Genomic DNA, 14,998 nt, shown 5'->3' with positions numbered 1-14,998 from the left:
CCGTCATGACATCAAGGTTCGACTATTTCGTCATTCTCGCCGCCATGCGCACCGGATCCAACCTGCTTGAGTTCAACCTAAATGCGCTTGAGGGCGTCACCAGCTTTGGTGAGGCATTCAACCCGCATTTTATCGGTCGCCTCAAATCCGAAAACCTGCTGGATGTCACGCTAAACGACCGTGACAGTGATCCGATGAAACTAGTGCGGGCTATCAAGACTGCTCCGGGAGAATTGAACGGGTTTCGGTTCTTTCAGGGCCACGATCCCCGTGTATTAGAGCCTGTTTTAGCTGATCCACGCTGTGCCAAGATCATTTTGACGCGCAATCCGCTGGACAGTTACGTCTCGTTGAAAATCGCGCGGGAAACCAAGCAATGGCAGTTGAAAAACATCAAGCGCCGCCGCGAGGCACAGGTTGAATTCGACGCCGAAGAGTTCGAGACATATCTGGATAGACAGCAGGACTTTCAGCTCCTGCTACTCAATACTCTTCAAAGAACGGGCCAGACCGGGTTTTACATTGCCTATGACGACCTGACCAATCTGGACGTATTGAATGGTCTGGCCGCCTGGCTGGGCGTTTCGGCACGGCTGAGTTCGATTGATGACACGATCAAGCCGCAGAACCCCGATCCAGCCCTGTCCAAAATGACAAACCCGGACGAGGCCGAGCATGGACTGGCCCGGATTGACGGATTCAACCTACACCGCACCCCAAATTTCGAACCACGGCGCGGACCAACCGTCGGCAACTACGTTACCACCCCACAGACTCCTTTGATGTATATGCCAATACGCGGTGGGCTTGAGGCACTTGTGACGCAATGGATGGCAGAACTGGATTCGGCCAGCACTGACAGGCTGATCACCAATCTGACCCGTAAACAAATGCGCCAATGGTTGCAAACCCATCCCGGACACCGGAAATTCACGGTTCTGCAACATCCTCTGGCACGAGCGCATACGGCCTTTTGTTCTCACATTCTCAACACCGGACCCGGCGCATATCTGAAAATCCGAAATTTGCTGCGCAACCGGTTCAAAATTCCGATCCCTGGTCAGTTGCGTCAGGACAATTACCCGGTGGATCAGCACTATGAAGCGTTTTCAGCTTTCCTGAAATTCCTGCGCCAGAACCTGGCCGGACAGACGCCCATTCGCGTGGATGGGATTTGGTGCAGCCAATCGCAGGCCCTTGACGGCATGGCATCATTCGCCCTCCCCGACCTAATCCTGCGTGAGGATGAGATCGTCACGGCTCTGCCCGGAATGGCCCGGCAGATGGGGCATGACAGCCCACCAACACCAGGGCTTTGCGCACCTGATATCCCGTTCACACTGGCGGATATTTATGACGACAAACTAGAAACGCTGGCGGCCGAGGCCTACCAGCGTGACTACGTACAATTCGGGTTCGGGAATTGGAAACCGCTTACGGACGCAGTGTAATCAGCGTTCCCTTATTCACCATCGCATAGATCTCTTCGATCTCTTCGTTTTTGACGGCGATGCAACCCGCGGTCCAATCCGGTGTCTTTTTGGCCCGCTTGCGCTCGGACCGTTTCTTGGGCTCACCGTGAATGAAGATGTCGCCGCCCGGGTCAACCCCCGCCGCTTTTGCCTGTGCAATGTCCTGAGAGTTCGGGTACGAAATCCCAAGCGACAGGTGGTAACTGCTGTTGGGGTTGCGCCGATCAATGAGATAGCTGCCCTCGGGCGTACGACCGTCGCCGCGCTTGGTCTTTGTCCCAGTAGGCGCAAAACCAAGTCTGACATCGTATGTTTTGAGAATTTTCTCGTTGTGCAGAAGATACATCTTCCGCGCGCCCTTGTTGATGACCAAAGAGGTCACCTCGGGTCCATCATAAGTCAGAAATCTGGGGCTTGCCGAGGCACATGCTGAGAGACTCAGCGTTGCCATTGCGCCCAATCCAAATGCTCGACGATCCATGTTCACTGCCTGCTGCTCTTTTTTTTTGTATTATGCCAGAATACGCAAAAACTGAAATCACTTTTTGATGTGTTGCTGCTCGGTTAGGCGACGTTCGATGCTTTCCAGCCGTTCCAGTACTTCGTCACGGTAGGCGTCGGTTCGCACTTCGTCCTCGGCATGGTGCGCATCCTGCATCGAGTTCACGATCAGACCGACCAGCAGGTTCACCACCGCAAAGGTGGTGACCATGATGAACGGAACAAAGAACAACCAGGCATAAGGATAGACCTCCATCACTGGGCGCACGATCCCCATCGACCAGCTTTCTAGCGTCATGATTTGGAACAGCGTATAGGCGGACAGGCCAAGATCGCCGAACCAGTCGGGGAAAGACACCGAGAACAGCTTGGTAGAGATCACGGCGCCGATATAAAACAGGATCGCCATCAGCAGGAACACGCTGGCCATGCCCGGCAGTGCCGAGATAAAGCCCTCGACCACCCGCCGCAGGCGTGGCGCAACCGAGATGACCCGCAAAACCCGCAGGATTCGCAGCGCCCGCAGTACCGACAGCCCCCCGGCGCTGGGGATCAGGGCGATGCCAACTACGATGAAATCGAAAACATTCCAGCCGTTCAGAAAGAACCGCCGTCCGGTCGCCACCAGCTTCATGGCGATCTCGGCGACGAAAATGGCAAGACAGATACTGTCCAGCGTCACGATCAGGGGGCCGGCTGCTTCCATCAAGGTCGGAGACGTCTCCATCCCCAGCAATATTGCATTGAAAATAATGACCCCGGTGATGAACCGGCCAAATGCGGGATGTTCAATGATGTCCAGCAGGCGCTGATTGAATCCCATCGTGACGTTCTCCTGTCTGCTCATGATGCGGACCCCAATACAAACCGCGCGGCAAGTTCCGTGTGTGACGACCATCGAAATTGGTCCACCACCTGTACCCATTCAAGGGTGTAGCCTGCGTTAACAAGCATTTTTGCATCTCGCGCGAAGGTCACCGGGTTACACGAGACATAGGCGATCACCGGGCGTTGCGCCTGTGCAAGCTCGGCAACCTGAGCCTCGGCCCCGGCGCGGGGTGGGTCGATGACCACCGCGTCAAAGGACTTTAACTCATCCGGCATCAGCGGGCGGCGGAACAGGTCGCGGGCCTCGTTCGTGACGCGTTTCAATCCTTGCGCGCGACGCCAACCCTGATCCAACGCATCTGTCATCGCGGCCTCACCTTCGACCGCGTGAACCTCGGCGGTTTGAGCGAGAGGCAGCGAGAAGGTTCCGCAACCAGCAAACAGGTCGACAACGCGCTTCGCGCCCTGAGTTGCCTGCAAAACAGCCTGTAACAGAGCCTGTTCACCCTCCTTGGTCGCCTGCAAGAACGCTCCGGGCGGCGGCACAACTCCCGCACCCCCAAAGCGCTGTACCGGAGGCTGGCGCATGGCGATCACCTCCCCATCCCAGCTCAGCCGCGACAACCCGTGCTTCTCAGTCGCCTGCGCCAAGGTCAGCTCCAACGGGCCGTCCAGTGGTTTGCCACCCTTGACAGCCACATCCAGTCCACCTTCGGACAGGGTCAGCGTCACGGCCAGAACGCCTTTGCGGCTGCCGCCCAAAATCGCCAGCGCCTCGGCCACTGGTATGGCGGCGATCAGAGCCGGGTCCAGCAGACGACAATCGGTAATCTCGGTGATCGTGTCAGACGCTCGGCCATGGAACCCGGCCAACGTGCCCTTTTTGGTTCTCCGCACAGCAATCGTCGCACGGCGGCGCGACCGTTCAGGCGAGGTGTGGATCCGGCGCATCTGCGCCTCTAACCCCTGCGCCGCCAGCGCAGTTCGCACCACGTCTACCTTCCAATCGGCGACAAAATCATCCGCGGCGTGCTGCAACTGGCATCCGCCACACGCCTTATAATGTCGACAGGGCGCTTTGATCCGCTGGTCCGTGGGTGTTTCGACCCGTATGTCGGTCAGCAGCTGCCCTACCAATGTACCACTTACCACCTCACCCGGCAGAGTGCGCGGAGCGTAAACAGGGCCGTCGGCGATGCCATCGCCCTGATGGCCCAAGCGGGTTATGGTGAACTGCTGCGTCATAGGGGGCCTGATACCGGGGCTTTGAGCGCAACAAAACCCCTTTGCGCACAATGCGCGTTATTCGGCGGCTTCGGCCTGAATAAACCCGCCCGACTGGCGATGCCAGAACCGCGCATAAAGGCCGCCCTGCTCAAGCAACGCGTTATGGGTGCCGGTTTCAACGATCTTTCCCTGATCAAGCACGATGATCCGATCCATCTCGCTAAGCGTGGACAGGCGATGGGCAATCGCCAACACCGTCTTGCCCTGCATCACCCGGTGCAGCGCGGTTTGGATCGACGCCTCGACCTCGGAATCCAGCGCCGAGGTCGCTTCATCCAGCACCAGGATCGGCGCATCCTTGAGGATGGCGCGCGCCAAAGCGATCCGCTGCCGCTGACCGCCGCTGAGTTTCACACCCCGTTCGCCCAGATGCGCGTCATAACCAGTGCGACCATCGGCATCCTCCAGGCTGAGGATAAATTCATGCGCCTCGGCCTTATTCGCCGCCGCGATCATCTCATCCTCCGAGGCATCGGGACGGCCATAAAGGATATTCTCACGCGCCGAGCGATTAAACATTGCAGTTTCCTGCGTGACCATGCCGATCTGGCTGCGCAAACTGTCCTGCGTCACTTGCGAAACATCCTGCCCATCAATGCGGATGGAACCTTTTTCCCCATCATAGAGCCTGAGCAGCAACGAAACCAAAGTGGATTTCCCAGCGCCCGATGCCCCGACAATCCCCAGTTTCTCGCCCGGATGCACGGTCATGGTCACATCGGACACACCCCCCACATCACGACCATAGGCAAAACTGACATGGTCGAAATCAATCTGCCCTTCGGTCACGGTCAGCGCGGTCGCTTGGGCTGCATCTTCAACCCGGTCGCGTTTGGCCAGCGTCTTCATGCCGTTCTCGACCTCACCCACATTTGCATAGAGCCCCATCAGCGTGAAACTGACCCAGCCGGTCATTTGCGCGATCCGGATCGAAACGGCGCCTGCCGCCACGATATCTCCCGCCGTCGCGACTCCGTTCCGCCACAGCAGCAACGTCGCGCCCAACAGCAAAACCGGCAGTACCCCGGCCAGCACCATCAGGATAAATCGGAAGCTGGCGGACAGCGCGCCAAAGGCCAACATCTTTTCCCGCAGGTCGACCATCGAGTTTCGCGCGGCCTGATCCTCGAACGCGGAATGGGCGAACAGTTTCACAGTCTTAATATTGGTGATGGTGTCGACAACCTGTCCGGACACCATCGCGCGTGCGCCAGCACGCGCCGCGGATCGAGCCCGAATGCGTGGTAGATACCAGCGGATCAGCAGAAAATACACTGCCAACCACGCGGCAAAAGGCAACATCACCAAAGGATGAATAGACCCTAACAAAAGCAAAGAGCCCACAAGCGAGGCTAACGCAAACACAATCGCGCTAATCGTTTCCGACACGACCGAGGCCAGCGCGTTCGAGGTCTGCATCTGTTTCTGCGCGATCCGACCTGCAAAATCATCGTCGAAATAGGTGACCGATTGCCCAAGCGTCCAGCGGTTCAGCTTGGCCAGCACCAGCGGCGGCACATTGGGCATGACGATGTAATTATTCGTCACCGAGGACAGCCCGAATAGTGCGGGACGCAACAGCATGAAAAACGCCACGACGCCCAGTATCATCCACAGATTGTCCGATTTGAAAAAGTTCTGCGGTCCGCTGTCGTTGGCAATGTCTATCACCAGACCCAGCATCCAGGCCGTCCCGGCCTCCATTGCGCCGGCCATGGCTGAAAAGCTGGCCGCGACAAAGATCATCGGCCACGCGCCGGACAAGCACCAGCGTATGAACGCCCCCAGCGTTTGCGGCGGGGGCGTTTCGGTATTTTTGAACGGATTAATAAGGTCGGCAGCCTTCATTCCGCAGCCTCCGGGTTCAGGAAGCCACCAGATTGCCGCGCCCAGAACTGAGCGTAAAGCCCCCCATGCGCCAACAGCTCGGAATGCCCACCCTGTTCTACGATCCTGCCTCCATCCATGACCAAAATACGGTCCATCTGCGCAATGGTGCTGAGCCGGTGGGCAATGGCGATCACGGTTTTACCTTGCATCATGCCGTAGAGGGTCTCCTGAATCGACGCTTCGACCTCGGAATCTAGGGCGGAAGTGGCCTCGTCCAACAGTAGGATCGGCGCGTCTTTCAGGATCACCCGCGCCAACGTCACCCTCTGACGCTGACCACCGGACAATTTCACGCCCCGTTCACCCACATGCGCGTCATACCCGGTTCGCCCCTGCGGGTCTTGCAGGTCCAGTATGAACTCATGCGCCTCAGCCTGTTTGGCGGCGGCAATCATTTGTTCTTCGGACGCCTCGGGACGACCATAGAGGATGTTGTCACGCACCGATCGATGCAGCAAGGCACTGTCCTGCTGCACCATACCGATGTGGCTGCGCAGGCTGTCCTGCGTGACGCCCGCGATGTTCTGATCATCAATCAGAATTGCGCCTTGCTCCACATCATAAAACCGCAAAAGTAGCTTAACTAGGGTCGATTTTCCGGCACCAGACCGCCCGATCAGACCGATCTTTTCGCCCGGCTGAATGGTCAGATTGATATGATCCAGACCACCCGTTTTACGACCGTAGTGATGCGACAAGTTGCGAATCTCCATCTGGCCCTTGGTCAAGTGCAACGGCTTTGCATCCGACTCGTCCAGCAGGTCGATAGGCTGGGCAATCGTCTCCATCCCCTCGGCCACTACGCCAAGTTGGCGGAAGAAACTGGTGAGCGCCCACATGATCCACCCGGTCATCGCATTCAGCCGCAGGGTCAGCGCGGTCGCTGCCGCGACCACACCGACCGTGGCGCTGCCCTGCATCCACAAGGCAATGGCCCAACCGACCACGCCAACGATCAGCAGGCCGTTCAGCGTGACCAGAACTGCATCCATGATGGTAAAGATCCGCATCTCAACCTGGAAGGTGCGGCGGGTTTCAGCGATGGCTTCGCGGGCATAGTCCAACTCTTGATCATCATGAGCGAACATCTTGACCGAATGGATGTTGGTGTAACTATCCACCACTCGCCCCGTCACCGCCGACCGCGCATCGGACGCCGCCTTGGACGCCGGGCCAACCCGTGCAACCGTCCAGCGCACCAGCAATGCATAGAACGCAAACCAGATCAGCAGCGGCAACAGCAAACGCGGATCGGCGGCCATCAACAGGATCGCCGCACCGATCAGATAAGCCAGTGAGAAGGAAATCGCGTCGAAAACCTGAAACACCGCCTCGCCTGCGGCGGGTGGCGTCTGCATGATCCGGTTGGCGATGCGCCCCGCGAAGTCATTCTCGAACCAACCAACCGATTGCCGCAGCACATGTTTGTGCGCACGCCAGCGAATGATGGTGCCAAAGTTCGGCAGGATCGTGTTGTTCAACAGCAGAACATCAACCACATGCAGCATCGGCCGCAATAGCAGAACAAACACGGCCATCAGGATCAGTTCGGTGCCGTGTTTCTGCCAAACCTCGGCAGGGGAACCGGACAGCAGGTCAACTACCCGACCCATATAGTAGATCAGCCCGACCTCAACCGCCGCGACGACGATCGAAATCAGAGCAGTCCAGAAGAACACCCGCATGAACGGCCGCGAATAATCCAGCATGAACGGCCACAGCTGCGTGGGCGGCGCGTCGGTCTCGGTATAATCAGCAAAAGGGTCAACGAGGTTTTCGAAATAGCGAAACATGGAGAGTGCTCCGATTGAGCAGATAACAGGTCATGCGAAGAAAGATGGCGCCAGAACACCACCCCTACGGGTTAAAGTGTTCCGGCTTTAGCCGAACCAGATCCCGTAATACATTCGCATCCCTCCATTTATGTGACAGGCGCACGAAACCACAAAGAAACTGATTTGTCATCCCCTTTTGAGACTTCGTTTCAGATGCTCAGCAATTCATCGCGGGTCAGGGTAAAACCTGATGCGATCCAGCGCTTCTCAAGCTCGGACAGTTTTTTGCCCAGCGCGGGGCCGGTGAAATCGGGGATCAGATCGGTGGCCCTGATCGGGAAATCAGCCTCGGCCCCCTTGTGCAGGTCGTTTCGCAGGGAATCGGTCCACGGCTGCTCAAGGAAGGCGCAGCGCAGAAGGGTTTCGTGCAAACCACCCTCTTCGCCATAGCGGAACCCCAGCTCCGCCACACTGGCGGTGCCGGATGCCTCATCCCGCATTCGGGTCAGACGTTGCAGCTGTGCTTTGCTCAGGCGTAGGGTCTTGGCGATCTCTGGCGTCGCAATGGCAGCCAGACGGCGGATGGGTTCGGGTTCAGCACCAGCCTGCTGTTCCAGTGCGACCAGAGAGGCCAGCGAACGGTCCTCGGCCCCCGGCAACAGCTGTGCCAGGACACCCGTTTGGCGCATCGCCGCAATCGAGGGTGAAGGATCGGGCGCGCCCATAAGCTTCAGAATCTCGGCCCCGACCCGCTCACCAGAAAGGCCTTCTAAACCGTCCAGATTAGCCGCAATCGCTGCCAGAGCGTCTGGGTCAAACCCAGCCTCAGTATCACCATACCAGGCGTGAAACCGGAAATAGCGAAGGGATCGCAGGTAATCTTCGCGAATGCGGTTCTCGGCAGAGCCAATAAAGCGCACGCGGCGGTTTTGCAGGTCGGGCAACCCATTCAGCGGGTCCAGAAGACTGCCATCGGGCCGCGCATAGATCGCGTTCATGGTGAAATCGCGGCGTGCGGCGTCTTCTTCCACCTTGTCGGAAAAAGCTACAACGGCCCTGCGACCATCAGTCTCGACGTCGCGACGAAAAGTGGTGATCTCATGCGGGGCACCGCCGCTGACCACAGTAATGGTGCCGTGGTCGATTCCGGTGGGGATAGCCTTAAGGCCCGCTGCCTGCGCTAGCTCCATCACCCGTTCGGGGCGCGCATCGGTGGCGATGTCGATATCCGAGACCGGCGCACCTAGCAGAGCATTGCGTACACAGCCTCCGACGAACAAGGCCTGCGCACCAGCGTCAGTCAACGCCGCGCAGACTTTTTGCGTTGCCGGGTCAGAAACCCAGGCCTCGGATATTTGCGTCATTCACTCACCCGTGCAGCCAAACCCCGCAACATGCGGGCCGTCGCACCCCAGATGTAATAGGGGCCGAACGGCACCGTGAAATAATACCGTTTGTGACCACGCCAGCGGCGCGATTCAACGATATAATTCGCAGGGTTGAGCACATGTGCAAGTGGAACCGAAAACACTTCGTCCACTTCACCCGGTTCGGGGATCAGTTGGAACGAGTCACGCAGGATCGCCACAACCGGCGTCACAGTGAATGAGGTGACGGTTTCATGCGCTGGCAGGTGGCCCAAAATCTCGGGCAGGTCGGGTGGAAGACCGATTTCCTCTTGCGCCTCACGAAGGGCCGTGGCGGTGACATCCACGTCGCCTTCATCCTGCTTTCCGCCCGGAAAAGCGATCTGGCCGGGATGGTGTTTCAGGGCCGAGGATCGTTTCGTCAGGATCAGTCGTGGCGTATCGGCCGCCAACGTGATTGGCACCAGCACCCCTGCCGGGCGCAGCTTGCGCCCTTCGGGCAGGATGGTTTCGGGGTTCAGGTCGAAATCGCTCGACCCGTGGCCGGGGCGACGCAGGGCCGTCCGCAGCTGGTCTGATGGATCAGGCGTCATCCGCATCAAAGCCGACTGACCTTGGATCAAGCACATAATGGGCACCGCAGAACTGGCAATCTGCGGTTACATTGCCTTCGGGCGTGGTCATCTTTTCGATGTCCTTGGCCGAATAGATCGACAGGCTTTGGCGCACGCGGTCTTCCGAACAGGTACAACCGAATTGCACGGGCTGAGCGTCATAGACCCGCGGCTGTTCCTCGTGGAACAGTCGGATCAACAGGTCGGTCGGCGCCACCGAAGGCCCGATCAGTTCCAGATCTTCGACCGTATCCAACAGGATATTGACACGGCCCCAGTTTTCACCCTCTTCTCCGTCAACCAGATCATCGGCGGTTAGAATCTGACCTTCTCCGTCTCCGGTAGCGACAAAAGGCGAAGCCTTGGGCATGTGCTGCAGCATGACGCCGCCCGCGCGCCAATGTTCACCGACGCCCGGCTCGGTCGATTTCCCGAAGCTAAGCGAGAACCGTGTCGGCAGCTGTTCGGACTGTGCGAAATACGCCTCGGCACAGGCACTAATCGAGCCTCCGGTCAGCGGCGTGATCCCCTGATACGGCTGCGTGCCTTTGCCCTGGTCGATCATGATGGCAAAATAACCTTCGCCCACCTGATCAAACGGCGCACCGTCGGTCAGGCGATCACGGTCGAAACTGGCATAGGCCCGGATGCGGGCTGGTTCACCTTCGACCTTTGGCGCAAAGTAATCAGTCGCGATCATGCGCACCGCACCTTTGGATTGCACCTGCAGCGACAGCTTCCAGCGCAGCGAAACGGTCTGACCGATCAGAGCGGTCAGCAGGGCCATCTCGGCCACCAGAGCCTCGACCTTTTCCGGATAATCATGCTGTTTCAGGATGCCATCCAGCACACCGTCCAGACGGGCCACGCGGCCGCGCATATCAGATAAATCGAGTTGAAAGGGCAGGACGGTATCGTCCCACGCGATTTTCGTTCCAAGAGACATGGGGTTTCCTTACACGCCACGGGTTGGCATACCGGCACCATATAGGTCGAACAGATTGGGTTGTAAGGGGCCATACATGATCAGACGGTTCGGTGAAACCCCGGAAACGGGGCGTACATATACACGCAGACCGGGAGTTTATGCCTTGCTACCGCAGGGAAAGGACCTGTTGGTGACATGGTATGACGACGGCGAGAACCCCGAATTACAGCTGCCAGGCGGTGGTATCGATCCCGGCGAATCGCCAATTACCGCCTTGCACCGCGAAGTGTTCGAGGAAACCGGCTGGCTGATCGCAGCGCCCCGCCGGATCGGCGCCTTTCGCCGGTTCACCTATATGCCTGAATATGACCTCTGGGCCGAGAAAATCTGCATGATCTATAGCGCCCGCCCCGTGCGCCCGATGGGTCCACCCCGCGAAAAGTTCCACGAGGCCCTTTGGATGGACACCGCCGTTGCCGTGCAGATGCTGGGCAACGAAGGGGATCGCCACTTTGCCACGCGACACCTGAACAGGCTTTAAGTCCCATTATATTCAAAGAACACGGCGGACACGTCGTCATCCATGCCGCAGCCCGGTGCCATGACCTGTGTCAGGCGCCAGAACATATCGTCTAAAAACTCGGTACCGCTGCGGCCAAGGGTGCAATCGCGTGCCATCTGCTGCAGGCCTTCTTCTTCCAGCAAACCTCCATTGGCCAGACGGCATTCGGTAAAACCATCCGAATACAGCATCAGTTTATCGCCGGGCTGCAGATAGGTTTCGATCCGCTGAAAAGACACATCGGGCAGCAATCCGATGGGCAGCCCGCCCTCGCCCAGAAATTCGGTACTGCCATCATGACGCAGAACAAGTGGGTGCGGATGACCAGCCTGCACCATCTTCAGATGGCCGTTGCGCAAGTCGACAATAGCGTAAACCATGGTGAAATATTCTTCGACGCCCGCATCGGCCATCAGGCGGCAATTGAGCATTTCCGCCACTTGTTCGGGCGGCAGCAGCGCATAGAATTTGTCAAAACGTTTTTCCATCGCCACGTTCTGATCGAAATGGTTGCTGGACAGATAGCCACCCAATCGCGCCGTCATCATCGCCGAAGTGATGCCATGGCCCGACACGTCAATGCTGTAGAACCCCAGCCGGTTGACCCCAGGCGAGAACATACCCACCAGATCGCCTCCGATGTGCCCACAGGGTTTCAGCAGCATGCTGACCCGAGAATTGCCGAAATCCCGCTTTAGTTCAGGGACCAGTGATTCCTGAATTTTCCGGGCCTGAATCAAATCCTTGTCGATGGCGTCATGCGCAACGCGCAGTTCTTCCAGCGCGGATTCGATCATCCGGTTCTTTTCGGACAGCTCGCGCTGCATATCCAGAATCCGCGCCCCGGCCGAGATCCGAGCGCGGAGTTCATCCGCCTCAAGCGGTTTGATCAGGAAATCGTCGGCGCCCGCGTCCAGCCCGCGCGCCACCTCTTGCTTTTCACTTTTCGAGGTCAGCAGAATGAAATAGCTGTACTGATCACTTTCCAACGCCCGGAAGGCGCGACAAAACTCCAGCCCACTCATCCCCGGCATGACCCAATCGCTGAGCACCAGATCCGGCGGGTCGGTGGCGCACATTTCGATAGCCGCATCACCATTGTCGGCCTCAAGCACCTCAAAGCCCCATTTCTTCAGCGAGGCCACCAGAATGCGACGTTGCAGGCGGCTGTCATCAACGACCAGCACCTTTTGGATCGCGCCAAAATCCAGCTCTGCCCTGGCCTCTGCCTGACTGCCCTCTGCCACCTGAACCCTCTGCACTGTGACCTAATCGGAACCCTGCGACCCTAACGCGCGGCAGTTTAACATCCCGTGAAGACGTCTTTGTCTTATTGCTTAACCCGCTCTTTACCTGCCGTGGGTTACTCAAGTCAGGTCGCGATATGTGTGGAGAGGCCGAACATGATCGACTGGTCAAGGGTCAGACAGCTGCGGGATGAGGTCGGCGCCAGCGAATTCGAAGATGTGGTACAGATCTTTCTTGACGAAGTGCAAGAAACTATCGACCGGCTGCACCAAGATACGACTCGACTTGCGTTCGAGCAGAACATGCATTTCCTCAAAGGCAGCGCGTTGAGCCTGGGTTTCGACCAGTTTTCCAAACTCTGTCAGGATGCCGAACGAAATGCTGCAGCAGGCAAGGCTGATGACGTCGATTTGCCTGTCATCCTGGCGGTGTATGACGACTCCAAAGCCGTGTTTCTGGCCGAAAAAGCCGCGAACCTGTCCTAGATCACGAACTGCGCCAAAGTCTCATCTTCGGTAATGTCGGTATAAGTAAAGCCAGCCTCGTCCAGATGGGCGAACAAGCGGGCGAAATTTTCAGGCTTACGGGTTTCAATACCAATCAGGACCGAGCCGAAATTACGCGCAGATTTTTTCATGTATTCGAACCGGGCGATATCGTCTTCGGGGCCGAGAATGCCCAGAAACTCTTTCAGCGCGCCGGGGCGCTGCGGCAGGCGCAGGATGAAATATTTCTTGACGCCGGAATACCGCTGCGCCCGCTCCTTGACCTCGGGCAGACGTTCGAAATCGAAATTCCCGCCCGAAGTAACGCAGACAACGGTCTTGCCGCGGATAAAGCTTTGCACATCGGTCACCGCCTCGATCGCCAGGGCGCCTGCGGGCTCGAGCACGATGCCTTCGACATTCAACATCTCGATCATTGTGGTGCAGATGCGGTCTTCGGACAGCACCAGTACGTCGGACAGGTGACGATCCTTGAGCAGTTCAAACGGTTTCGCACCGATCTTCCCGACCGCTGCACCATCGACAAAATTGTCAATCTGATCCAGCGCCACCGGATGCCCAGCAGCCATGGCCGCGTGCAGGCATGCCCCGCCTTTGGGTTCGACAAACAGGCAATGGGTCCGATCCCCAAACCATGTTGCCACGCCTGACGACATGCCGCCCCCGCCCACCGGCAGGATAACGTGATCGGGGACACTTCCCAACTGCTCCTCAATCTCAACGGCCAGTGAGGCCTGCCCTTCGATCACATCCTCATCGTCGAAAGGCGACAGGAAATGCCCACCCTGTTCCGCACACCACGTCTGCGCAGCGGCCAGCGTGTCGTCGAAATAGTCTCCGGTCAGGTGCACTTCGATATTGTCGCCGCCGAAGATGCGGGTCTTCTGGATTTTCTGCTGCGGGGTCGTCACTGGCATGAAGATCACGCCGCGCACGTTCAGGTGCTTGCACATATAAGCCACGCCCTGCGCATGATTGCCCGCGCTGGCGCATACAAACAGCTCTTGCCCCTGCTGCTTACGCATGGCGTTGAACGCGCCACGGATTTTATACGATCGCACCGGGCTGAGATCTTCCCGCTTGAGCCAGATATCCGTGCCAAAACGGTCCGACAAATGGGCATTCCGCTGCAGAGGCGTTGCAGGAAAAACAGTGCGCATCGCCTGTTCGGCGGCGCGGGCGCGGGTCATGAAATCACTCATGACCGTTTCACTGCCGCATCACCGCCGAAAGGGCAAGGAATACATATGTGTACGGGCGGTTAGGCCAGTTCCCGTTTTTCAACGATGTACCCATACAAGGTTGTCAGGATACTGACATTCAAGATCGCAAAGAATACTTGTACTACAAGTGACAGAACACCGTGCAGTGCTGGCGAGAATTGGAAGGCCTCCACGACCAGCCCGATCAAGAACTGCACGATCACGTAAAAGAAAACCAATCCCAAAGCGGTCCGCCCTGGGTTGCCGATGGTTTCCCACCATTTCCAGCTTTCAGACATGGTCAAGGGGTTACCAACCGCAAAAGCTGGAAGGATAAGCGACCACCTCAACATCAACACGCCAAGCAAAAACAAAAATGCAACAAGCAAGGCAAGACCAACGGGCCATGCGGCCTGAACGACCGCCATCAAAACAAATCCCACAGGGAGGATAATTATCAAAGCGATTAGTCCGAGAAGGAAGAGTCGGAATATATATCCAACAGCCCTGCCTGTATTAAATTCTGGAATAAGCCCTGAAGAAAAATCTTCGAGAAGAATGAATCGGTGCCAAGTCGTTATACCCCACGCACCAATGACTGCCGTCACAATCCAAACGGCTATGCCCCACAACAGGGTAAACCGAGGAAGCTTATCTGCCGGGACATTTACGTGTTCACCCCAAACCAAAAACTCGCCCAACCCCGACACGTAAACAAATGCGGCCAGTACTAAGATACTCAACACAGTTGGAGCCCAAAAAATCCGAAAAACTGCCGGTAAGTTTCTCAGAACCATCTGCATTGCGTGCTTCAAAAT

At 57.6% G+C, this 14,998-nt stretch carries 14 protein-coding genes; 3 read left to right on the top strand and 11 right to left on the bottom strand.

The window, feature by feature from the left end; all coding sequences use genetic code 11:
- Nucleotides 1-5: 5 nt before the first annotated feature.
- Complete coding sequence (locus ACR0DT_RS10865) at nucleotides 6-1,451, top strand: nodulation protein NodH (protein WP_480710754.1); 1,446 nt, start codon at nucleotides 6-8, stop codon at nucleotides 1,449-1,451.
- On the opposite strand, the gene ACR0DT_RS10860 is transcribed toward ACR0DT_RS10865, so the two are convergent.
- The 8 genes from ACR0DT_RS10860 to hslO form a co-directional block, all read right to left on the bottom strand.
- Complete coding sequence (locus ACR0DT_RS10860; RefSeq protein WP_480710753.1) at nucleotides 1,435-1,953, bottom strand: L,D-transpeptidase family protein; 519 nt, start codon at nucleotides 1,951-1,953, stop codon at nucleotides 1,435-1,437. The two genes, ACR0DT_RS10865 and ACR0DT_RS10860, sit on opposite strands and share 17 nt — an antisense overlap.
- A gap of 57 nt (nucleotides 1,954-2,010) precedes the next feature.
- Complete coding sequence (locus ACR0DT_RS10855) at nucleotides 2,011-2,796, bottom strand: ion transporter (RefSeq protein ID WP_480711022.1); 786 nt, start codon at nucleotides 2,794-2,796, stop codon at nucleotides 2,011-2,013.
- A 20-nt stretch (nucleotides 2,797-2,816) separates the two neighbouring features.
- A complete protein-coding gene (locus tag ACR0DT_RS10850; RefSeq protein ID WP_480710752.1) occupies nucleotides 2,817-4,046 on the bottom strand; it encodes a class I SAM-dependent RNA methyltransferase in 1,230 nt (409 codons plus the stop codon).
- 57 nt (nucleotides 4,047-4,103) lie between these two features.
- A complete protein-coding gene (locus tag ACR0DT_RS10845) occupies nucleotides 4,104-5,936 on the bottom strand; it encodes an ABC transporter ATP-binding protein (RefSeq protein WP_480710751.1) in 1,833 nt (610 codons plus the stop codon).
- Nucleotides 5,933-7,771, bottom strand: coding sequence for an ABC transporter ATP-binding protein (locus ACR0DT_RS10840; protein WP_480710750.1), 1,839 nt, complete (start codon nucleotides 7,769-7,771; stop codon nucleotides 5,933-5,935). The genes ACR0DT_RS10845 and ACR0DT_RS10840 overlap by 4 nt, the downstream gene beginning before the upstream one ends.
- A 191-nt stretch (nucleotides 7,772-7,962) precedes the next feature.
- Nucleotides 7,963-9,117 carry a CCA tRNA nucleotidyltransferase gene (locus tag ACR0DT_RS10835; protein WP_480710749.1) on the bottom strand — a complete coding sequence of 385 codons (1,155 nt, stop codon included), beginning with the start codon at nucleotides 9,115-9,117 and terminating at the stop codon, nucleotides 7,963-7,965.
- Nucleotides 9,114-9,713 (bottom strand): CoA pyrophosphatase, encoded by a 600-nt coding sequence (locus tag ACR0DT_RS10830; RefSeq protein WP_480711021.1) that lies wholly within the window; start codon nucleotides 9,711-9,713, stop codon nucleotides 9,114-9,116. Before ACR0DT_RS10830 ends, ACR0DT_RS10835 begins: the two co-directional genes overlap by 4 nt.
- Nucleotides 9,703-10,680, bottom strand: a complete 978-nt coding sequence (gene hslO / locus ACR0DT_RS10825) for an Hsp33 family molecular chaperone HslO (RefSeq protein WP_480710748.1) — start codon at nucleotides 10,678-10,680, stop codon at nucleotides 9,703-9,705. Before hslO ends, ACR0DT_RS10830 begins: the two co-directional genes overlap by 11 nt.
- Nucleotides 10,681-10,756: 76 nt before the next feature.
- Between hslO and ACR0DT_RS10820 the strand changes: the two genes are divergently transcribed.
- Nucleotides 10,757-11,203: an NUDIX hydrolase gene (locus ACR0DT_RS10820; RefSeq protein ID WP_480710747.1), complete on the top strand. Its 447-nt coding sequence runs from the start codon at nucleotides 10,757-10,759 to the stop codon at nucleotides 11,201-11,203.
- Here ACR0DT_RS10820 and ACR0DT_RS10815 read toward each other — a convergent pair.
- Nucleotides 11,200-12,471 carry a PP2C family protein-serine/threonine phosphatase gene (locus ACR0DT_RS10815; RefSeq protein WP_480710746.1) on the bottom strand — a complete coding sequence of 424 codons (1,272 nt, stop codon included), beginning with the start codon at nucleotides 12,469-12,471 and terminating at the stop codon, nucleotides 11,200-11,202. The two genes, ACR0DT_RS10820 and ACR0DT_RS10815, sit on opposite strands and share 4 nt — an antisense overlap.
- Before the next feature lie 156 nt (nucleotides 12,472-12,627).
- On the opposite strand from ACR0DT_RS10815, the gene ACR0DT_RS10810 reads away from it, so the two are divergent.
- Nucleotides 12,628-12,957, top strand: coding sequence for an Hpt domain-containing protein (locus tag ACR0DT_RS10810; RefSeq protein ID WP_480710745.1), 330 nt, complete (start codon nucleotides 12,628-12,630; stop codon nucleotides 12,955-12,957).
- Here the strand turns inward: ACR0DT_RS10810 and ilvA are convergent.
- On the bottom strand, nucleotides 12,954-14,180 hold the full coding sequence (ilvA, locus tag ACR0DT_RS10805) for a threonine ammonia-lyase IlvA (RefSeq protein WP_480710744.1): 1,227 nt from the start codon (nucleotides 14,178-14,180) through the stop codon (nucleotides 12,954-12,956). The two genes, ACR0DT_RS10810 and ilvA, sit on opposite strands and share 4 nt — an antisense overlap.
- 59 nt (nucleotides 14,181-14,239) lie before the next feature.
- On the bottom strand, nucleotides 14,240-14,983 hold the full coding sequence (locus ACR0DT_RS10800; RefSeq protein ID WP_480710743.1) for a hypothetical protein: 744 nt from the start codon (nucleotides 14,981-14,983) through the stop codon (nucleotides 14,240-14,242).
- Between the last annotated feature and the right edge of the window lie 15 nt (nucleotides 14,984-14,998).

It is taken from the genome of Ruegeria sp. BI11 (assembly GCF_056538005.1).
The sequence above is the reverse complement of the archived record's forward strand: the minus strand, read 5'-3'. Positions and strand labels throughout refer to the sequence as shown.